At 62.0% G+C, this 18332-nt stretch carries 19 protein-coding genes and 2 pseudogenes; 10 read left to right on the plus strand and 11 right to left on the minus strand.

The annotated features are described in order from the left end of the window. Positions 1–87: 87 nt before the first annotated feature. From WDC82_RS01750 to WDC82_RS01770, 5 genes are all read right to left on the minus strand, one after another. Entirely contained in the window at positions 88–870 is a 783-nt protein-coding gene (locus WDC82_RS01750; RefSeq protein ID WP_340115527.1) for an NAD(P)H-dependent oxidoreductase, read from the minus strand. A 256-nt stretch (positions 871–1126) separates the two neighbouring features. Continuing rightward, complete coding sequence (locus tag WDC82_RS01755) at positions 1127–1546, minus strand: ester cyclase (protein WP_340115528.1); 420 nt, start codon at positions 1544–1546, stop codon at positions 1127–1129. A 42-nt stretch (positions 1547–1588) separates the two neighbouring features. Further along, entirely contained in the window at positions 1589–2134 is a 546-nt protein-coding gene (locus WDC82_RS01760) for an SRPBCC domain-containing protein (protein WP_340115529.1), read from the minus strand. A 273-nt stretch (positions 2135–2407) separates the two neighbouring features. Next, complete coding sequence (locus WDC82_RS01765) at positions 2408–3190, minus strand: NAD(P)H-dependent oxidoreductase (RefSeq protein ID WP_340115530.1); 783 nt, start codon at positions 3188–3190, stop codon at positions 2408–2410. Between the two features lie 29 nt (positions 3191–3219). Next, positions 3220–4227, minus strand: a complete 1008-nt coding sequence (locus WDC82_RS01770) for an NAD(P)-dependent alcohol dehydrogenase (RefSeq protein WP_340115531.1) — start codon at positions 4225–4227, stop codon at positions 3220–3222. Positions 4228–4311: 84 nt separating this feature from the next. On the opposite strand from WDC82_RS01770, the gene WDC82_RS01775 reads away from it, so the two are divergent. The 10 genes and pseudogenes from WDC82_RS01775 to WDC82_RS01820 all read left to right on the plus strand — a co-directional run bounded on the left by WDC82_RS01775 (position 4312) and on the right by WDC82_RS01820 (position 13188). Beyond that, on the plus strand, positions 4312–5241 hold the full coding sequence (locus tag WDC82_RS01775; RefSeq protein ID WP_340115532.1) for a LysR family transcriptional regulator: 930 nt from the start codon (positions 4312–4314) through the stop codon (positions 5239–5241). 463 nt (positions 5242–5704) lie between these two features. Continuing rightward, positions 5705–6642, plus strand: a pseudogene (gene trbB / locus WDC82_RS01780) (P-type conjugative transfer ATPase TrbB). 32 nt (positions 6643–6674) lie between these two features. Beyond that, positions 6675–6974, plus strand: a complete 300-nt coding sequence (locus WDC82_RS01785; protein ID WP_340115567.1) for a TrbC/VirB2 family protein — start codon at positions 6675–6677, stop codon at positions 6972–6974. Beyond that, a pseudogene (locus tag WDC82_RS01790) lies at positions 6971–7295 on the plus strand (VirB3 family type IV secretion system protein). The gene WDC82_RS01785 and the pseudogene WDC82_RS01790 overlap by 4 nt, the downstream one beginning before the upstream one ends. Positions 7296–8713: 1418 nt before the next feature. Further along, entirely contained in the window at positions 8714–9673 is a 960-nt protein-coding gene (locus WDC82_RS01795; protein WP_340115533.1) for a hypothetical protein, read from the plus strand. Between the two features lie 72 nt (positions 9674–9745). After that, positions 9746–10912 (plus strand): tyrosine-type recombinase/integrase, encoded by a 1167-nt coding sequence (locus tag WDC82_RS01800; RefSeq protein ID WP_340115534.1) that lies wholly within the window; start codon positions 9746–9748, stop codon positions 10910–10912. Positions 10913–11181: 269 nt separating this feature from the next. Continuing rightward, positions 11182–11571 (plus strand): MbcA/ParS/Xre antitoxin family protein, encoded by a 390-nt coding sequence (locus tag WDC82_RS01805; RefSeq protein ID WP_340115535.1) that lies wholly within the window; start codon positions 11182–11184, stop codon positions 11569–11571. Next, positions 11568–12260 (plus strand): RES family NAD+ phosphorylase, encoded by a 693-nt coding sequence (locus WDC82_RS01810; RefSeq protein WP_340115536.1) that lies wholly within the window; start codon positions 11568–11570, stop codon positions 12258–12260. Before WDC82_RS01805 ends, WDC82_RS01810 begins: the two co-directional genes overlap by 4 nt. A 201-nt stretch (positions 12261–12461) precedes the next feature. Beyond that, the gene (locus WDC82_RS01815) at positions 12462–12782 is read left to right on the plus strand and encodes a hypothetical protein (protein WP_340115537.1); all 321 of its coding nucleotides are present in this window, start codon (positions 12462–12464) and stop codon (positions 12780–12782) included. Between the two features lie 10 nt (positions 12783–12792). After that, complete coding sequence (locus WDC82_RS01820; RefSeq protein ID WP_340115538.1) at positions 12793–13188, plus strand: hypothetical protein; 396 nt, start codon at positions 12793–12795, stop codon at positions 13186–13188. 240 nt (positions 13189–13428) lie between these two features. On the opposite strand, the gene WDC82_RS01825 is transcribed toward WDC82_RS01820, so the two are convergent. From WDC82_RS01825 to WDC82_RS01850, 6 genes are read right to left on the minus strand one after another with little or no spacing between them, the layout of a single operon-like run. Next, a complete protein-coding gene (locus WDC82_RS01825) occupies positions 13429–14217 on the minus strand; it encodes a 4'-phosphopantetheinyl transferase superfamily protein (RefSeq protein ID WP_340115539.1) in 789 nt (262 codons plus the stop codon). A gap of 46 nt (positions 14218–14263) precedes the next feature. Next, positions 14264–15490 (minus strand): beta-ketoacyl-ACP synthase, encoded by a 1227-nt coding sequence (locus tag WDC82_RS01830; RefSeq protein WP_340115540.1) that lies wholly within the window; start codon positions 15488–15490, stop codon positions 14264–14266. Next, positions 15490–16215, minus strand: a complete 726-nt coding sequence (gene fabG / locus WDC82_RS01835) for a 3-oxoacyl-ACP reductase FabG (protein WP_340115541.1) — start codon at positions 16213–16215, stop codon at positions 15490–15492. The genes WDC82_RS01830 and fabG overlap by 1 nt, the downstream gene beginning before the upstream one ends. Beyond that, entirely contained in the window at positions 16212–16670 is a 459-nt protein-coding gene (locus WDC82_RS01840) for a hotdog family protein (RefSeq protein WP_340115542.1), read from the minus strand. Before WDC82_RS01840 ends, fabG begins: the two co-directional genes overlap by 4 nt. Continuing rightward, a complete protein-coding gene (locus WDC82_RS01845; protein ID WP_340115543.1) occupies positions 16670–17866 on the minus strand; it encodes a beta-ketoacyl-ACP synthase in 1197 nt (398 codons plus the stop codon). Before WDC82_RS01845 ends, WDC82_RS01840 begins: the two co-directional genes overlap by 1 nt. Then, complete coding sequence (locus WDC82_RS01850) at positions 17866–18309, minus strand: DUF3261 domain-containing protein (protein WP_340115544.1); 444 nt, start codon at positions 18307–18309, stop codon at positions 17866–17868. Before WDC82_RS01850 ends, WDC82_RS01845 begins: the two co-directional genes overlap by 1 nt. Between the last annotated feature and the right edge of the window lie 23 nt (positions 18310–18332).

The following is an 18332-nucleotide window of genomic DNA, read 5'->3' on the forward strand; positions in this document are numbered from 1 at the left end:
AAATCGCACACTTGAGATAACGTAGATCGAGGGACAGATCGAGCATTGCGCTAGCTCACCAACGCGGTTTGGCCATCGGCGTTGCTCTTATGCGTCGACCAGATCGGCAACGTGCGCGACGAGGCCGGTTTGGCCCGGCGCAACATGGTCGGCCATGGTGTGGCGATCGGGGAAGTCGCCGCCATTTTGCGACCGGAAGGGGATCGGGGTGTCGGTGAACAGCCCCGCGAGACGCACACGCCATGCCGCCTTGATCGCCTCCACTTGCTCCGCCGTGGAAACGTGACCCGCGCCATAGACCGTGTGCGTCGGGAGCACGTCCATGCCGGGGTAGAACAGCGCGCCATGGGTCAGTGGGAACAGCAGCTGCTCGATCGGCCCGTTGATACCCCGCGGGCCATAGTCGGCCGCTGGGCCGCCTGCCTGCACGTTGACCAGCGCCCGCTTGCCCTTGAGGATACCGTCGCCAAAGCGAAACTCGTTGGATCCGTTCTGATAGCCGTAGGCAAAGCCGAAGGCATAGACCCGCTCTATCCAGCCCTTCAGGATCGCGGGCACGCCGTACCACCACAGCGGAAATTGCATGATCACGGCATCGGCAGCGAGCAGCTTCTGCTGCTCTACAATCACGTCGGGCGTCTGATGCCCGCTTCCGTAAGCATGACCCGACTCCATGATGAACGACAGCCGTTCAGGGTTGTCGCGCACCGGAAAGTCATCGGCGTCGTACACCGCCTTCCACTTCATGCCATAGAGGTCCGAATGTATGACCGTGTGCCCCGCTGCCGACAGCGTCTCAGCGGTCACGTTGACCAATTGCCGTGTCAGCGAAGTGGGTTCGGGGTGTGCGTAAACGATAAGTACCTTCATGGTCCAATGCTCCGGATGGATGCGTTATCAGAACTTGAGGACGATTTTGCCGAAGTGGCCGCCAGCCCCTGTAGCTGGAAGGGATCGGCGAGCGGGAATGAGCGGTCTATCACCGGGTGTCCCTGGACGGCGTCGATGCCGCGGATCCGGCCCACCTGATTGCCGGCGACGCCGACAACCAGCCCCTCTGATGCGACAATTACATTTCAGCCGAGGCGAGCGCGAAACCTACCATTCGGTGGATCTGCCGTTGCGATCAACTGCCCGCTGGCACGGCACCGATCTGCTGCATCAACCCGAGGAGATCGGGCTGACCGCGCTCGCCGACGATCTTCCCGTTGGCCATGACATAAAAGTTCATAGTTTGGATGGCGATCTGCTTTCCGGTCGCCGGTACTCCGAAGAAGGTGCCGTCGTGCGTGCCACGCATCGTGTACCTCGCGGCGACCTTCTCACCCTCTACGACCAACTCCTCGAGCGTCCACTGGACGTCCGAAAAGCCGCCGCGCATCACCTCGACGGCTTTGAGCCAGCCCGTCGGCCCTACGAGCGGTTCGCTTTGGAAAGGAACGAAAAACTCCGCATCCGGCGCGATGAGTTCCTCGCCAAGCTTTTCGTCAGCAGTGTTGATGAACTGCACGAAGCGAGGCATGAAAGTGTTGGTTAGGTCAGACATTATGTTCTCCTGAATGGGATGGGTGATGCTTATCGAGCGCAGTTAAGCGTGGGTTGCCGGAGCCTGGACTAGGGGATTTGAGTAGGTGCCGCGAGCTGCGGCCGTCAGCCCGTCAAGCCATTCCTGATGACCGTTGAGCATGGGATTTGGCCAGGTCGTCGCCAAGTCCTTGGCCGGCGCGCCGTTCTGCGTCTCCTGCGTCAGGATGCGGACACGACCCCCGTCCAGATCCTCGACCAACCAAGCGTGGTGAACGTCCAGGCGCCCATCGCCCTCGCCGCCCCAACCGTGCCAGGCAACCCGGCCGGGCTCGTCGCCGGCCGGGGCGACATACTCCACTACCTCGGCGTTGATCAGGAAGCCGAACGTATCGAAAGAGAAGCGGCGGCCGAGCGCGAGCGACGGGCCATCGCCGTTATAGAAGCGCACGTTGGCGCTGTTGGCATAGTAGCTCGGCCAGCGCGTCGGCTCGGCGAGGAACGGCCAGATCTCGGTGGCGGTCAACCCGGCGACGATCGCTTCGTTAGAAACGAAATTATCAGTGGTGCCGGGCAGATAACCTTGCGGCCAATCTATCGCATTCATCATGGTACTTAGTTCCTTGCTGTTCTTCGTCTCGTCGCCGACTGTCCCTGCCGGGGCGGGTGGGGGCGCAGGCAATAAGCCCTCGCCCAATCAGTTCCCCGAGTCCTGCTAACCTCGGAAGCCCTGATCCCCTCATGCGCCGGCCCGTATCCAACGCCCGCGTCGATGATGCGGCGGAGCTTTTGTGTGGCGCGTGGATGAGAGAGATGTGGCCGCCGCCGCGGGCGGCCATGATCGATCGGCATCGGCGCTACTCTTTATGCGTCGCCCGACTCTTTATGCGTCGCCCGCATCGGCAAAGTGCGCGGCGAGGCCGGTTTGACCCGGCGCAACGTGGGCGGCCATGGTGTGGTGATCAGGGAAGTCGCCGCCGTTCTGCGACCGGAACGGAACCGGCGCGTCGGTGAAAAGCCCGGCGAGACGCACACGCCATGCTTCCTTGATCGCCTCTACGTCTTCCGCCGTGGAAACGCGCATCGTGCTATGGACCGCGTGCGTCGGGAGCACGTCCATGCCGGCGTAGAACAGCGTGCCGTGAGTCAGCGGGAACAGCAGTTGCTCGATCGGGCCGTTGATACCTCGCGGGCCATAATCGGCCGCCGAGCCGCCTGTCTGCACGTTGACCAGCGCTCGCTTCCCCTTGAGGATGCCGTCGCCGAAACGGTAATTGTTGGTACCATCCTTATAGCCGAAGCCAAAACCCCACACGTAGACCCGCTCTATCCAGCTTTTCAAAATGGCCGGCACCGAGTACCACCACATCGGGAACTGCAGGATCACGGCATCGGCGGCGAGCAGCTTCTGCTGCTCGACCACCACGTCGGACACCTGATGCCCGCTTGCGTAAGCGTGGCCACCCTCCGCGATGAAAGACAGGCGTTCGGGGTTCTCACGCACCGGGAAGTCATCGGCGTCGTACACCGCCTTCCACCTCATGCCGTAGAGGTCCGAATGCATCACGGTATGTCCGGCTGCCGACAACGTCTCAGCGGTCACGTTGACCAACTGCCGTGTCAGCGAAGTGGGTTCGGGGTGCGCGTAAACGATGAGAACCTTCATGATGATCACTTCCTGATAAGTAGGGGGGGCTAGAATTCGACGACGATTTTGCCGAAATGGCCGCCAGATTCCTGGATTCGGAAGGCGTCCGCGATTTCGGGCAGCGGAAAGGAGCGGTCGATCACCGGGTGGCTGTGAACGGCGTCGATTCCGCGGATCAGGTCCAGTTGGTGTCGGCGACTGCCCACGATCAGGCCCTGGAGCCGTTGCTGCCGCGCCATGAGCATGGCTGTCGGCACGTCGCCTGCGCTGCCGGTCAGCACGCCGATCAAAGAGATGTGGCCGCCGACACGCGCGGCCTTGATCGATTGCGCTAGTGTTCCTGGGCCGCCTACCTCCACGACATGGTCTACACCCGTTCCGCCCGTCAGGCCCCGCACCCGGTCGCCCCAGTTCTCGTCCTGGCGATAGTTGATGACGTGCGCGGCGCCCATCGTGCGAAGCCGCTCCAGCTTCTCGTCGGAGGAGGAAGTCGCGATCACCGTGGCTCCCATGGCCTGCGCGATCTGTAGCGCGAAGATCGACACGCCGCCCGTGCCGAGAACCAGCACGCTGTCGCCGGCCTTGAGGCCGCCGTCGACCACCAGGGCCCGCCAGGCAGTCACACCTGCCGTGCTCAGGGTCGCTGCCTCGGCGTGGCTCCAGCCGGCCGGTGCGAGCGTGAATGAGGTGGCTGGCGCCACCACGACTTCCCGGGCGTAGCCGTCGATCCCGTCGCCCGGCGTGGTGGCGAAGTCGGCGAGGGTGGCCTCGCCGTCCAGCCAGGTCGGAAAGAAGGTGGATACGACATGGTCGCCGGGCTTGAACTCCGTGACCTTGGAACCGACGGCCTCCACCACCCCGGCGCCATCCGCCATGGGGATGCGGCCATCTGCGCACGGCAGCCGTCCCGTCACCACACCCAGATCGTGGAAGTTCAGGGAGGTGGCATGCACACGCACACGGATAGCGGTCGGTCCGGGTTCGCCGGGGTCGGGGAGGTCCACCAGAGTCAGGCCGTCGAGCCCCTGCTGTGGATGAGCCTGGATAGCTTTCATAGGAGAACTGGTATCCGTGCCGTCGATTGAAGCGCCGCGGGATTTAGCCCGCTCGCGACCTATATGGAGCGGCCGCTGCGGGTCTTGAAATCGAACGTTTTATGTGTCGTTATCGACACGATGGATACCAGGAACCTCGATCTCGGTCTTCTCGTGACGCTTGAAACCCTGCTTGTGGAGCGCAACGTTACACGCGCCGCGCGCCGGCTGAATCTCAGCCAGCCTGCTTTGTCGGCGCGGCTGGCGCGGCTCCGTGAGGCGCTGGGCGATCCGCTCCTGATCCCGGGCCAGCGCGGGATGGTTTTGACCCAGCGGGCACTCGAGCTGATGGAGCCACTGCACGAGGCACTGGAGGGTGTTCGCCGCGTCGTTGAGCAAGGAGCGCCGATCAATCCGGAGACCCTGCGTGCAACCGTGGTGATCGCGGCGAGCGACTACGTCCAGTATGCGCTGCTGGCACGCTACTCGGTCGTTTTGCGGGCGCAGGCGCCGATGGTCCGCATCGCCTGGCGGGCGCTCGACTTGATGGCACTCACGACACAGTTGGAGCGTGGCGAGGTGGACCTGGCCTTGGCAAGGCCCGAAGAAGCGCCGGCGGCGATGCGGCAGCGCCGGCTCTACGAGGAGGAGTATGTGGTCGTCGCGCGACAGGAGCATCCGGCCGTGCGCGGTGTCCTTGATCTGGACTTGTTCTGCGCGCTGGACCACGTCGTCGTTTCAAAACTGGGCGGAGGCTTCGCCGGACCTACCGATGCGGCGCTTGAGGCGATCGGCCACCGTCGTACCGTCGCTCTGTCCACATCGGGCTTCCTGATCGTGCCGGAAATCGTGTCACGATCCGATATGATCGCGGTGATTCCACGTCGGATCGCAGACGGTTGGTCAGACCGGGTGCAGGTGCTGGAGCCGCCACTCCACATACCCGGATTTACCATCGCTAGTATCTGGCACGAACGCACGACCCACCATCCCGCACAAAGCTGGCTCCGTGACAGGCTCGCTGCGTTGGCATGACGTTCCGCCAGCCGCAAAAAAGACTAGGCCCATCTTCCCGAAAACGATCCCGTATCGAACGCTCGCGAGCGGCAGCTCTTGGTTGATCCCGCCATTAGTTGAGACCTGTGCTGATGGCGAATTTGTCCCATTTTAAGCCGCGCGATTGAGGACGAACCATGCGCGGTTTTTGAAACTGTCACTCTGCTTGGAGACGGATAGAATGTCGGCAGAGGCGCGCTGGTGCTAGCTGATTCGCACCAAAAAGAGGTGCTCCGTCGGTTGATTGAGGCGCCATCACATACGCTGCTCCCTGTATTACTTCGCCGCACTACGACGCCCGCGTTTACTTGTTGAACTGCGGCCCTTTCTGTCTCTCTTTATGTGCCCCTGACGCCGGGCGGCGGTTCGCCCGGCCCAAATCAGGGTCCTTTTCTTGACCGTCCACCCGATCCGTTCCGAGGCCAGGTCACGCGGCGCACGGATGTTGCGCACGGCGCTCGGGACGTCGATCGCAGCCTGGCTCGAAGACCCTGCCGTCATCGAAGTGATGCTCAACCCCGATGGCCGCCTCTGGGTCGATCGGCTCGGGGAAGGCATCAGCGACACCGGCACGACGCTGACCGCCGCGGACGGCGAACGCATCGTGCGCCTGGTCGCGCACCATGTCGGTGTCGAGGTTCATGCGCGCAGCCCTCGTGTCTCGGCCGAGCTGCCGGAAGGCGGGAGCGATTCGAGAGCCTGCTGCCGCCCGTGGTAGCGAACCCGGCCTTCGCGATCCGCGAGCCCGCCGTCGCGGTCTTCACGCTCGACGACTATGTGCGTGCCGGGATAATGTCGGCAGTCGAGGCCTCAGCCCTGCGCGAAGGCGTCGCCGCCCGCGCCAACATTCTGGTCGCTGGCGGCACCGGCAGCGGCAAGACCACCCTGGTCAACGCGCTCCTGGCCGAAGTGGCCAAGACCCAAGACCGCATCGTCCTGATCGAGGACACACGCGAGTTGCAATGCGCCGCGCCGAACCTGGTGGCGATGCGGACCAAGGATAGCGTCGTCTCGTTGTCCGATCTCGTCCGCTCCTCGCTGCGCCTGTGCCCCGACCGCATTCCCATCGGCGAGGTGCGCGGCGCCGAGGCGCTCGATCTTCTCAAAGCCTGGGGCACCGGCCACCCCGGCGGCGTCGGCACCAACCATGCCGGTTCCGCCCTCGGCGCTCTGCGCCGCATGGAACAGCTCATTCAGGAGGCCGTCGTCATGGTCCCCCGCGCGCTGCTGGCCGAGACCACCAACCTTATTGCTGTGCTGGTCCGCGACGGGACCGGCCGCCGGCTCTCCGAGCTGGCCCGCGTCGAAGAGCTCGACGCCGCGACTGGCGACTTCCGCCTCGCGTCGCTCTGCACCCTCCAGCCGGGAGTCCTCCCATGATCCATGCCGTTCGGCATGGCGCACGCCGCGCCATGCTCGCCGCTTCCGCCAGTCTCTCCGCCCTCACCATTTCGGCGCCCGCCTACGCTTCGGGCTCGTCGATGCCGTGGGAAGCGCCGCTCCAGTCGATCCTCGAAAGCATCGAGGGGTCGGTGGCGAAGATCATCGCGGTGATGATCATCATCATTACCGGCCTGACGCTGGCGTTCGGCGATACGTCGGGCGGCGCGCGCAGGCTGATCCAGATCGTGTTCGGCCTGTCGATCGCCTTCGCCGCGTCGAGCTTTTTCCTGTCGTTCTTCTCGTTCGGCGGCGGGGCGCTGGTCGCATGAGTGACGCGGCCGATCCCGGCGAGCTGATCGACGGCTTCCATGCGCCGGTCCATCGGGCGCTGGCCGAACCGATATTGCTCGGCGGCCCCCCCGCGCGCGCTCGCCATCGTCAGTGGCACGCTGGCGGGCGCGATCGGCCTGGGCCTACGGCTCTGGATCGCCGGCTTGGTCATCTGGGCGTTCGGCCATGCGCTGTCAGTCTGGGCCGCGCGGCGCGATCCGCAATTCGTGGACGTGGCCCGCCTGTCCCCCTCAGGTAGCTCGGCAGCACCGGCCGATACGCGATATGCCTCTGGGAGCTTTTTCCGAACAGCATCATAATTCGCCATCAAGTCAATATCGCGCCGATCGAAGCCCGCGACGATCAGATCGCCCACCACCCGCTCAAGCATCTCAGAATCCGTCGCGACACCGACCACTTCTCTGACACGCGCAGTCTCCAGCGAGTTCTGCGATGTCGACGGTGGATTTTCCATCGATCGCTCCATGGGAGAAAGGATGCACAGGCACTTGGGGCGGCTGACTCTGATCCATTGGACAGCGCACCAAGCGCTACAGCGGGCGAATCCGCCAATTGGCGTCATAACATCTTAGGACTTCGACGTCCGAATCGAACCTCAAGCCAAGCCCTCGAGAGAACCTCGCGGTAGCTGCCGACCACCAAACACTAGTCTCTACAAGTCGACTGCGCCCTGACATGCATCAACTCTCCCGTGTCTTTATCTGGCCCCCATGCAGCAGGCCTCGAGACCAAAGGCTTGGAAAATGACCGCTTCGGGTCACGTGCCGAAGTCTGCGCCGCTCGCATCAAAGTCCGCAGTCAAAACCAAAGCAGACTTGTGAACGTGCTGCCTGCCCGGCGCCGCCTAGCCGGTGGCGATCGCTTCCCCGTGGCGCCGGGTCGGCCTAGACTAAGGACGTTCCCTCGATGTACGAGACGACCCGCTCTCGGGTCCGCCTGGCCCCCTCAGGCAATAATCGGGCATCGCACCGCAGGCCGGCGGCGCGCCCTCTCGCAGATGCCATTTCATTCGCTGAACGCTACGTTATTCGTCGTCATGGCGAAGCAAATGGCGCCGGCACTGGCACCTCAACGGCCCGATGGCCGGGGAGACGCGCTTGATACCAGCGGCCCTGCGTGGAGACTTCCTCTGAACCTTATCAGCTTCAAGGTTGAAGGGCGCCGACTCCTAAGGCGCATCCGAGCTGCGGCTGACGCCTCCTGGTCAGCTGCGAAGCTTCTGTGTCGCAACTGTTATGGCAATTTTGGTTGGCAGAACGGCCTGCACCGGATGAGCTGTCACGGCCCGCCAGTTGGCGACATCGGTCGACTCGAGAGATCCGACTCCGCCCCTGAGGCCGGTAGTCGAGGCATTCTTTCCTTCGGTTTTGCGCCTTATTAGACAAAGCGGATGACGGCAGGAATGCAGGCTCGTGACATCAGCATTGCCCATCGACTTCCCCCACTCCTGACACAGCAACTGTGCGCGAATGCTACTGCTTGGCGCTGATTTCTCGGGACGGTGTCTATGGCCCGAACACACTGCAAAAGCCAGTGGCGACGCAGGGGCGGCCTACATGTCACGTTGAGACATGGCAGCCCCTATCTCTACATCCAAGGAACGGTACGGGTCGGGGAGCGATCCGAGCGGGTCCAGTTCAGCACCCGCCTTCATAATGAGGCACCTGGTGCCTGGGAAGCTGCCGAGACCATCCGCCTGAAGCGGGAAAAGGACGCCTTGGACCGTATCCTCTACAATCGGCCGCCCCCGAGACCAATGGAGGATCTCGTCTCCGACTACCTCGCCCGCTACGACTATTCATATACTGTCAAGCGGGCCGCAAAGGAATTGGCTCGCGCATTCGAAGGAATCCTGGTTGCAGACTTGGACCGGGACCGGATCGAGGCCTTCCTCAACAAGCGTTTTCCCCTTCCGCACTTGAGAGCGTCACGCTGGCGGACCGAAACCATCTTGCATGCCATGCTCACATTGGCGGTCCGTGAGCGCAGCTTGTACCGGATTCCCTATTGGACCCGATTTCACTACAAGAGAGTGAAGGGTGCCCTGGCTATGAAACAATTCCACCCCGGCGAGGTGGAACTGCTCATTGAATGCGCCGACTACCACCTGAAACCGATCATCGCTGTGATGTACGTCACAGGCGCCGGGCTCCGACAGACAATGATGCTGCAGCGCGAGCATGTGATCCTTGGGCGTGGACAAGGCCTTGTCATTTTTCCCGCAGCAAGGAACTGCAAAAGCTACGTGCGACCTCTACACGACTATGCCGTTGACCAGATATGTCTCTGGCTCCTGCGCCGACATGACGACCACCCGCAATTATTCCTAACCCAGGTTGGAAAGCCGTACAGCGGCAATGCGAAAATCGGCGGCAAACTTGGGGCTGCATTTCTGATGGCCAGGGAACGCTGCGTGGCAGAATTGGTGAGGCGTGGGTATCGAGAGCGCGCAGAGGTGATGGCACAGGCTACGCCACGGTGGCTCCGGTACAACTTCGCAAATACCCTGCGTCGGGTTTATGGGATGGATGCAAGAGGGATTGCGGATGCCGGCATGTGGGAAGATGTCGCAAACGTCCAGCGGACGTACGTCGCCTCTGTGCCGGAGATCATTGAGCACCAAGTCAGAAAACTGCCGCTTGGTCAGAAGTTGGGCGACCCACCTATAACCGTCTGACGTATGGCGCCGGAGAAAGAGGTATCAGTCTCTGCAGATTACGCCAGCCCCCGCTCCACTGAGGAAAGTTTGATGCCACACGGCAAGATTACAAGCCAATACAGACAACGCGGCAGACTTCATGTCCTTCTGCTGAGCCGCAGCCCCAATCTTTACATCTGCGGGACACTCCGTGTAGGGAACCGCTCAGAACGAGCCCATTTCAGCACCAAGCTACACCACGCGATGCCGGGCGCATGGGAAGCGGCAGAGACCATGCGGCTCATGAAGGAAAAGGAGATACTCGACCGAATTCTGTACAACCGGCCGCCGCCCAGGCCAATGGAGGACCTCGTATCCGACTACCTCGCGCGGTACGATTACAGCTATGCCGTCAAAGCTGACGCCAGGGATGTTGCGGCCGCATTCAAGGGTGTTCTGGTTGGCGATCTTGATCGCACCAAGATCGAGGCGTTCTACAAGCGACGTTTTCAAGCGCATCAGCTGGTGGCGCGCTGGCGACATGAGCATGTTCTCCATGCCATCCTGGCTCTGGCTCTGAAAGAAAAGTCCCTCCAAGAGATTCCCTATTGGAACAGAGTACGACGTCAGCGGCCGAAGGATGATTCAGTAGTCAAACGCTTTCAGCCAGGCGAAGTCGAACTGCTCATCGAGTGCGCAGATCCCCATCTCAAGCCGGTCATTGCCTTGATGTACGCGACAGGTGCCAGGGTATGGCAGACGGTCTCCCTGCTCCGAGAGCATGTCGAGTTGGAGCGAGAACGGGGACGGGTCATCTTCCCGAAGACAAAGAACGGGCACAGCTACATTCGGCCACTCCATGACTATGCGGTGGACCAGATTTGCATCTGGCTGCTTCGTCGAAACGATGCCCACCCTCAGCTCTTTCTCACTGGCGCCGGCAAGCCCTACACCAGCCACCGAATGGGAGGTGGTCATTTCTGGTATTGCTTCAGGCGTGCCAAAGAAAGGTGCGTTGCGGAGCTAAAGCGGCGCGGCTTTCCGGAAAGGGCGGGTGTGATGGAGCGGGCGACGCCCCACTGGCTCCGCCACAACTTTGCAAACAACCTGCGCCAAGTTTACGGTATGGACCCCAGAGGGATCGCCGATGCCGGCATGTGGGAGAGTGTCGATTGCGTAAACCGGACCTACATTGTTTCTGCGCCCGAGATCATAGAGCGCCAAGTCAGAAGCCTCCCGCTGGGCCGGCCCCTGGGCAGTTCGACCACAGGCGCGTAGAGCTCCTGGATTGCAAGTCGGGCAACTGAGAACGGGCATCCGGAAGCAGGCCGCAAAGTCAAACGCCCCGCGGCTGCGCAGCGCTCCGCCCCCTTGGGGCGAGTAATCTGCTTCGAGATCCCCACGTTCTAGTACCCATCCGCAGAGATTTTCCATGAATTAATTGCGATATTCGTAACATCCATTGTTCCACTTTGTGGATCATTTGGCCTTGATTTGAAGACCAAATGGACCTATATTTGTGGTGTCCAATCCGGAAACGCGAAGCCATGGAAAGCGTCCTTCAGGAGCGCTCGGCCGCCGAAATCAAGGCGGTCGCGCTAAAAGCCTACAGCAGGATAGCAGACGAATGGACGCTCTCCGGGCGTGAGGCGGCAGCCCTTGCCGACATGTCTCAATCCACATGGAAGCGTGCGAGGAAGCCCGAGTTTACCGGCGACCTGACGCGCGACCAGCTCCTGCGGCTGAGCGCAATTGTCGGCATCTTCAAAGCACTCGACCTCTATTTCGAGGCGCCGCTGGCGCACCGGTGGGTCAGTCTGCCCAACAAAGGCCCCGAGTTCGATGGCGCCAAGCCCATCGATGCCATGATTGCAGGCGGACTGCCGAAGATCTTGCGCGTGCGCACCTATCTGGACGCCTTGAGGGGCGGCATGTGAAGGTCACCGCGATCAATGATCGCGGCCTGGTGCGGCTCATCCCGGAGACCCGACACAAGCCGCCGATTCTCCGCGGCCTCGTTGACAGCGACGAGGAAGCGGAGATCCTCGCAGAGCTGGAAGGAGAAACCAGCCAGCGGCTGGTCGCCGAACGGGAGGGTAGCCCCGCCATCGACCGGCGCGAACTGGCCTTCGTGCGCCGCCAGCGCGATCTGCAGATCTACGGCCAAAGCCACATCAATGCCGCCTTCACCTACACGCGCTCAACCGGCAACCGTTTCAACGGTCCTGACCGCGGCGCCTGGTACTGCAGCTACGATACGTTGACCTCAGCAGCAGAAGTGGGCTTTCACCGGACAAGGGAGCTCGGGTACATCGGCATCTATCAGGACGAGGCGCGCTATGTCGAACTCCTGGCGGATTTCATCGGGGATTTTCCCGATCTTGCCGGAGAGCGAAATCACCCCGGGCTCGCGCCCGACCCTGTCGTCGGGTACCCACAGGGCCAGGCCTTCGCGCTGGACTTGCGCCGCGACGGCCACCGGGGCCTGCTCTATCCCTCTGTCCGGCACCCAGGCGGCCGCTGCTTCGTCGCGTTCGATCCGGGGATCATTCAGAACGTGCGGCCCGGGGCGAGTTGGCGCTTCGTCTGGAGCGGCTCACCAGACTACACACTGTGCGCGGTCTAAGCGACGAACCCCATTGTTCTTCCGGGGGTGGCGACAACCTCACACGATAGAATGCGCGCTTTCTGCTGCCACTCACGATCGTCGCTTTGATTAGCAGGCTGTCGCTGCGCCAAGCTCGATCTGCCATCTTCCTTTGAGTCTCTGACTCAAGCATTATGATCGAGCCGATTAGACTTACCCCCTCGTTAGGGAACCCGCCGCATGACATGGCTCCAGTATCTCCGGTTTTCCAGTCTCGCTGCCGCCGCCATCCTCCTAGCCGCTTCCGGTACGGTGGCGGAGGATAGCACTTCGGAAACGACCGCGAGTTCCTCGAGTGGGGATATTATCTCCGACGTGCAGAAAGATGCCGAACGGGTCGGCGAGAAGGCTGCTGAACTCGGCGACGGCGCGGCCGATGCAGCCGAGACCGCAGCCGAGACCGCTACCGAGGAAGCCAAGAAGGCCTACGAGTGGACCAAGAAACAGGGCGAAGAAGCCTATGAGTGGTCAAAGAAGAAACTACAAGAGATCACACAGTAGGAGCGAAACGATGCGTTCGGCCTTCTTGATAACTTCGATGCTTTCCCTCAGCCTGATGCTTGCCGCTTGCGCGCGCACGCAGCCCATCTACAACGTCGCCGAAGCACCAGTGGTCACAGCTTCGTCCGGTGCGCCCCGCCTGGACCAGGTGAGGAGTGCAATCATCACGGCTTGCCGTGAAAAGGAGTGGTTTGTCAATCCGGTTGAAGACGGGCTTATCGTCGCCACGGCACATGTGCGACAGCACACTGCCGTTGTTGACATCCACTACACCCCGACCAGCTACTCTATTACCTACAAGGACAGTGACACATTGCTCTACGATGGAGAGCAGATCCACCGCAACTACAACAAGTGGGTCAAGCTGCTTGCAGAAAAAATCGACTTCGAACTGAACAAGATTTAGTGCGGCGCGCTCTGCAGCCCTTGGGTTCGTGGAGCAATCTGACGGCACGATCCATCGCTCCGCTTAACGCGGGGAAACGGGGAAAGGGGCCCCAGAAATGCGATTCATTATTGGCCTCGGTCTTCTCGCTGGCTTAGTTCTCACGCTATCCGCGTGCGAACGCGTCATGCCCGGCTTCAGCTTTTCCAGCGTGCCGCACTATACCGGCGAGCCACCAGCGACGCCGATCTGAGACGCACTCTAAACGGCCGCGACCTTGAAATTGTGGCACATGCTGGGGAGAGCCACTGTCGTCACCTCAAAGGTGTCTGCAGCAGGCTTTCCCAAACCCAGCTGATGAGCCCGTACGACCAAGTCTCCGCGGCCTCGGGACGTCCCGCAAAGCGCAACGGCGAAGCGATGATGCCGACGGAAGCGTCCCGCCAGAAGAGCCCATTCTGCGGCGCTTTTCTCAGATGGGTGCGACCGCCACGACAGGTCCGTGCCAGCGAAGTTCAGGGATATCTCGCCCACCGCCTGCCAAATCGTCTGGCCCAATGCCTTTGCGATGCTTTCCTTCAAGGTCCACAGCGCCAGCGCCGTATCGGCGGCAACTTCTTCTGCCTGCGCTTCGAGTTGGCGGCGCTCCTCCGCCGGATAGAGCTTGCGGGCAATTTTCAAGACGGTTGCGCCGCGGGCGACGTCTTCAAGATCGACACCGACCCCTTTAGACCGGGCAAGCGCTACAATGCTCTCGTGGCGTGAATGAGAGAGGCAGAAATCCCATCCGGTGCTCCCGGGAGACACCAGGTAGAGCTTGCCATTGGCGGTTTCGCCAAAAACCAGCTCGCTTGGATCACGTGTCAGGTGATGGCCCAGCGCCTCCCGTAGCAGAAGCCGCCCAAGGAGGAAGCGGCGGGCACGCCCCTCGGCCGACATCCCCTGGTGCCTCTGGCGCTCTTCGTTCGACAGCCGGGTCTCTGCCAGTGCCGCGATCCGGCCAAGCTCTGCGCCGGCTTCGGGAAGGCACCAAAGATGCAGTTCGGTCATGGCAAGCCCTCCAGCGATCCGTGCCACACCACCTTGCAGCTCTCCTTCAGGCCCAACGCCGGAACACGAGGGACGTGTTGACACCACCAAATGCGAAGTTGTTGGTCATAACGTACTCCGCCTCGAGCGGCCGTACTTCATCCATGATGTAGTCGAGTTCCGCGCAGCGGGCATCCACCTTCTTCAGATTTATGGTCGGCGCGAACCAGTTTCGCTTCAGCATCTCGATGGTCATCCAGGCCTCCAGGCTGCCGCAGGCCCCCAGGGTGTGCCCCATGTAGCTCTTGAGTGAACTGATGAGTACCGGCTTTCCCAGAGCAACCTTGGTTGCGTGCGACTCGGCAACATCGCCCACATCGGTAGCAGTGCCATGGGCGTTTACATAGCCGATCGCTTCGCCCGGCAGACCACAGTCCGCCATCGCGAGCCGAATGGCCATCGTCATCGTATTCTTCGAGGGTTGCGTGACGTGTTGCCCATCGCTGTTGGTTGCAAAGCCGACCACCTCGGCGTGGATCGTCGCGCCGCGGGCCTTTGCATGGTCGAGATCTTCAAGCACCATCGCCGCAGCGCCCTCACCCACCACCAGGCCGTCTCGGCTTTCATCGAAGGGGCGCGGGGTCGTTGTCGGAGCGTCGTTCCGAGTGCTGGTGGCGAAGAGAGTATCGAAAACCGTTGCCTGAGACGGGCAAAGTTCGTCCGCGCCGCCGGCCACCATGACCACCTGCCGGCCTTCGCGAATCGCTTCGTAGGCGGCCCCAATCGCCAGACTGCCGGAGGTGCAAGCCGTCGAGGTTGGAATCAGGCGTCCACAGATGCCAAAGAAGACTGAGACATTCACTGCCGTCATGTGAGGCATGATCTGAATATAGGAGTTGGCCTTCACCGAGTTGGTATTCTTGGTGATGAGGATCTTGGCAAGCTCGCTGAGCGCCGGCGGAGAACCCGAGGAAGACCCGAAGGCGACTCCTGTCTGTCCGCTGGTGATCACCGGATCTCCCAACAGGCCAGCATCCTCAAGAGCAAGCTCACTGGCGCGGGTGGCCAGCATCCCAACACGGCCCATGCTGCGCGTCCGCCTCCGATCGTAGTGCGCCGGCAGATCGAACGCCGGCACCGCAGCGCCCAGGCGTGTGTTCAGACCCTCGATCTCGTCCCACTCGGACATGTAGCGCACGCCGCTCTGACCACTCCGCAAGTGGCTTTCCACCTCCGACCAGCTAACGCCGATCGGACTCAATCCGGACATGCCGGTGATGACAACACGCTTCATCAGGCCATCCCACCGTTTACCGAGATGACCTGCCGGGTGATGTAGCCGGCTTCATCAGAAAGGAGATAGGCAACCAGGCCGGCGACCTCGTCGGCTCGGCCAAAGCGGCGGGCCGGAATCATCTTCAGCACCTCGTCACGAACGATACTTTCTGTCATCTCCGTCTCGATTACCCCCGGTGCCACGCAGTTGACCGTGATGCGCCGCTTTGCCAATTCCACGGCCAGCGCCTTGGCAGCGGCGATGAGCCCTCCCTTGGCGGCGCTGTAGTTCACTTGGCCGCGATTTCCCATGATACCCGACACTGACGACATGGCGACGATCCGCCCATCCTTGCGGGTTTGGATCATGGGCATGATGATAGGATGAACCACGTTATAGAAGCCGTCCAAATTGGTGCGCAGGACGTCGTCCCAATCCTTCCCAGGCATGGCGGGAAAGGCGTTGTCGCGGTGGATCCCCGCGTTACAGACGACGCCGTAATAGGCTCCCCGGACGGCAATGTCGGCTTCCAGCGCCTCCGCTGTCGCCACCCGGTCGCCCACGTCGAACTGCAGGAGCCGGCAGAGCCCTCCTTGCTTCTCGATGCGCGCGGCAAGGTCCTTCGCCCCCTGACCGTTGCGATGGAAGTGGGCCACGACTTCAAAGCCCTCTTTGGCCAAGCGCTGGCAGATTGCCTGGCCCAATCCACCGCTCGCCCCGGTCACCAGTACAGCCTTGGTCATGGCGCAGCACCTGCCAGGAGAGCGGCCAAATTGTCAGGCAGGTAAACGTTGATTCGTGCCGACGCGAGCTCACGCTCCCGGCTTACCGTGCAGTCGAAAACCGCCATCTGACCATCGTCCCACTCACGGGAGACCCGGACCGTCAAATAGCTTCCGAGTGAAAAGCTGTCGCAGAAAGCCTCGTAACGCCGGGTACCCAACAGCAGGCCAAGCTTCACCGCTTGGCCCGCCATTTGGGCGTGGACGCCGGAGAAGAGGGCCACGGTCTGTGCCATATACTCGATCCCCACCCAGGCGGGTACGCCCCTCGCCTGCGGATCGTAGAACAGACAGTCCTCTGCAATGCGCACACCCGCCATGGCCCAATCCTCGCCGGCATCGATCGCCTCGTCCAAGAGGACCATCGAACGGCTGTGGGGAAGGAGTTGCTCGACCGGCCAGGGAATCTTATTCATTACGGTCTGCCAATTATGAGAGAGACATTGTTGCCGCCGAAAGCGAGCGCGTTGCAAAGGAATCGCCTCCGAGCAGAGGGCGCCAGCCGCATGCCCGCGTTCACCAGGCTATGATTGAGCAATCCTTCTTCAGGTTCACCATCCCAAATGTGGGGCGGCAGGGCGCCTGCCGCGTTCAGTCCACTGGCAACAAGCCAGCAGTGCGCCGCGCCTATGGCGCCGGCAGCACCGAGGGTGTGGCCGACCCGGCCCTTGGAGGAGCTGCAAGGTACCGTATCGCCAAACACGGCGCGCACCGCATGGCTTTCCATCGCATCGTTCTGCTCTGTACCGGTGCCGTGCAGCTCGATGAAGTCGATGTCTTCAGGAGCAAGCTCGGCGTCCTCAAGAGCTGACCTCATCGCTGCAATGACGCCTTTGGCTTCGGGATCCGGTGCCGTCATGCTATAGGCATCGCAGGTCGCTCCCGACCCCAGCAACGCGACTTCAGCCTCCTCGCGCTCCATGAGAAAGACCGCGGCACCTTCGCCAATCATGGTGCCGTCGCGATTGCGGCTGAAGGGGTTGCAGAGCCCCTGCGACAGGGCAGATAGCGCGCGAAAGCCATTCACAGTGAGCTTGCAAAGACTGTCGACACCGCCGGCCAGGACCGCGTCGACGAGGCCGGCGCGGATCATCCGGCGGCCGTCAGCAATCGCCTGCGCGCTGGAGCTACACGCGGTCGAGACCGTGAAGGCGGGCCCCTCCAGACCAAGGTACCGTGCCGCGATTTCGGCGGGACTCCCGAGCTCCTGGCGGCGCATGTCGAAGCCTGCTGGCAGAACGCCCGTCTTTAACGCCGCGAAGAAAGCGCGCTCTCCTTCGGCGATGCCGGAGGTGCTGGTTCCCAGGACGACGCCAATGCGGGCCGGGCCATGGCGGGTGAGAGCAAGGTCGAGGCTCGCGCGAATCTCTTCGAGCGCCAAGATGAGCAGCCCGGCGTTGCGGCTGTCGTAACCTGCAAGCTCCGGCGGCAGCTGGGGCAACTCGCCGGGGACCGCCCCTACGTAGGCAGGGGTGCCATCGATAAGAAAATCGCTGCGCGCGACAGCCCCGGTTCGGGCTTCCCTCGTGAGCGCCTCGAGCACCGCCTGCTTGCCCCTGCCCAGACTGCTGACAATCCCAAGATCGGTGAGAAAGACCGGCGAGAGCTTCATCAGGTACCTTCGGTTCGATCGAGGGTTTGAATGAGAAGCTCATACGGCAGGTCATGATGCACGATCACCATGTAGCCGGCGCGCGCGCCGGCGCGCAGGACCTCCACGCTGGCCACGAGATCGTGGTCAGCGTCATAGATGTAGCGGCTGGTGGCTTGGAGACCGCGAACGAGAATGTAACCGCGCTGCGCAAGATCCTTCTCCACAAGCTCGAAGGGCCAGTATGCGAGCTGAAAGTCAGAGAGGATGTAGCGTGGGTCAAAGGGCAGCGCCTCGCCCTTCAGCGCCTTGGTACGCAATCCCGCGCCGTCCAGCTCAAGCTGGAACAGGGGCACGCCGATGTGGGATACCCCGACCATGACAAGCTGCTCCGGGGAAACCTCCACCTCGACCCTGAGCGAATATGTCTTACCCTGGTACTTGCTTGCCACCACCTGGCTCATCGAGAGTCGATATCCAAGGCTCT

Source organism: Pelagibius sp. 7325 (assembly GCF_037652055.1).
Classification (GTDB): Bacteria; Pseudomonadota; Alphaproteobacteria; order Kiloniellales; family Kiloniellaceae; genus Pelagibius.

Excerpts from the sequence above, each read along its gene's own strand:
- WDC82_RS01750 (WP_340115527.1), bottom strand. The coding sequence starts at position 870 with ATGAAGGTACTTATCGTTTACGCACACCCCGAACCCACTTCGCTGACA.
- WDC82_RS01755 (WP_340115528.1), bottom strand. The coding sequence starts at position 1,546 with ATGTCTGACCTAACCAACACTTTCATGCCTCGCTTCGTGCAGTTCATC.
- WDC82_RS01760 (WP_340115529.1), bottom strand. The coding sequence starts at position 2,134 with ATGATGAATGCGATAGATTGGCCGCAAGGTTATCTGCCCGGCACCACT.
- WDC82_RS01765 (WP_340115530.1), bottom strand. The coding sequence starts at position 3,190 with ATGAAGGTTCTCATCGTTTACGCGCACCCCGAACCCACTTCGCTGACA.
- WDC82_RS01770 (WP_340115531.1), bottom strand. The coding sequence starts at position 4,227 with ATGAAAGCTATCCAGGCTCATCCACAGCAGGGGCTCGACGGCCTGACT.
- WDC82_RS01785 (WP_340115567.1), top strand. The coding sequence starts at position 6,675 with ATGCTCGCCGCTTCCGCCAGTCTCTCCGCCCTCACCATTTCGGCGCCC.
- WDC82_RS01800 (WP_340115534.1), top strand. The coding sequence starts at position 9,746 with ATGCCACACGGCAAGATTACAAGCCAATACAGACAACGCGGCAGACTT.
- WDC82_RS01805 (WP_340115535.1), top strand. The coding sequence starts at position 11,182 with ATGGAAAGCGTCCTTCAGGAGCGCTCGGCCGCCGAAATCAAGGCGGTC.
- WDC82_RS01815 (WP_340115537.1), top strand. The coding sequence starts at position 12,462 with ATGACATGGCTCCAGTATCTCCGGTTTTCCAGTCTCGCTGCCGCCGCC.
- WDC82_RS01820 (WP_340115538.1), top strand. The coding sequence starts at position 12,793 with ATGCGTTCGGCCTTCTTGATAACTTCGATGCTTTCCCTCAGCCTGATG.
- WDC82_RS01825 (WP_340115539.1), bottom strand. The coding sequence starts at position 14,217 with ATGACCGAACTGCATCTTTGGTGCCTTCCCGAAGCCGGCGCAGAGCTT.
- WDC82_RS01830 (WP_340115540.1), bottom strand. The coding sequence starts at position 15,490 with ATGAAGCGTGTTGTCATCACCGGCATGTCCGGATTGAGTCCGATCGGC.
- fabG (WP_340115541.1), bottom strand. The coding sequence starts at position 16,215 with ATGACCAAGGCTGTACTGGTGACCGGGGCGAGCGGTGGATTGGGCCAG.
- WDC82_RS01840 (WP_340115542.1), bottom strand. The coding sequence starts at position 16,670 with ATGAATAAGATTCCCTGGCCGGTCGAGCAACTCCTTCCCCACAGCCGT.
- WDC82_RS01845 (WP_340115543.1), bottom strand. The coding sequence starts at position 17,866 with ATGAAGCTCTCGCCGGTCTTTCTCACCGATCTTGGGATTGTCAGCAGT.
- WDC82_RS01850 (WP_340115544.1), bottom strand. The coding sequence starts at position 18,309 with ATGAGCCAGGTGGTGGCAAGCAAGTACCAGGGTAAGACATATTCGCTC.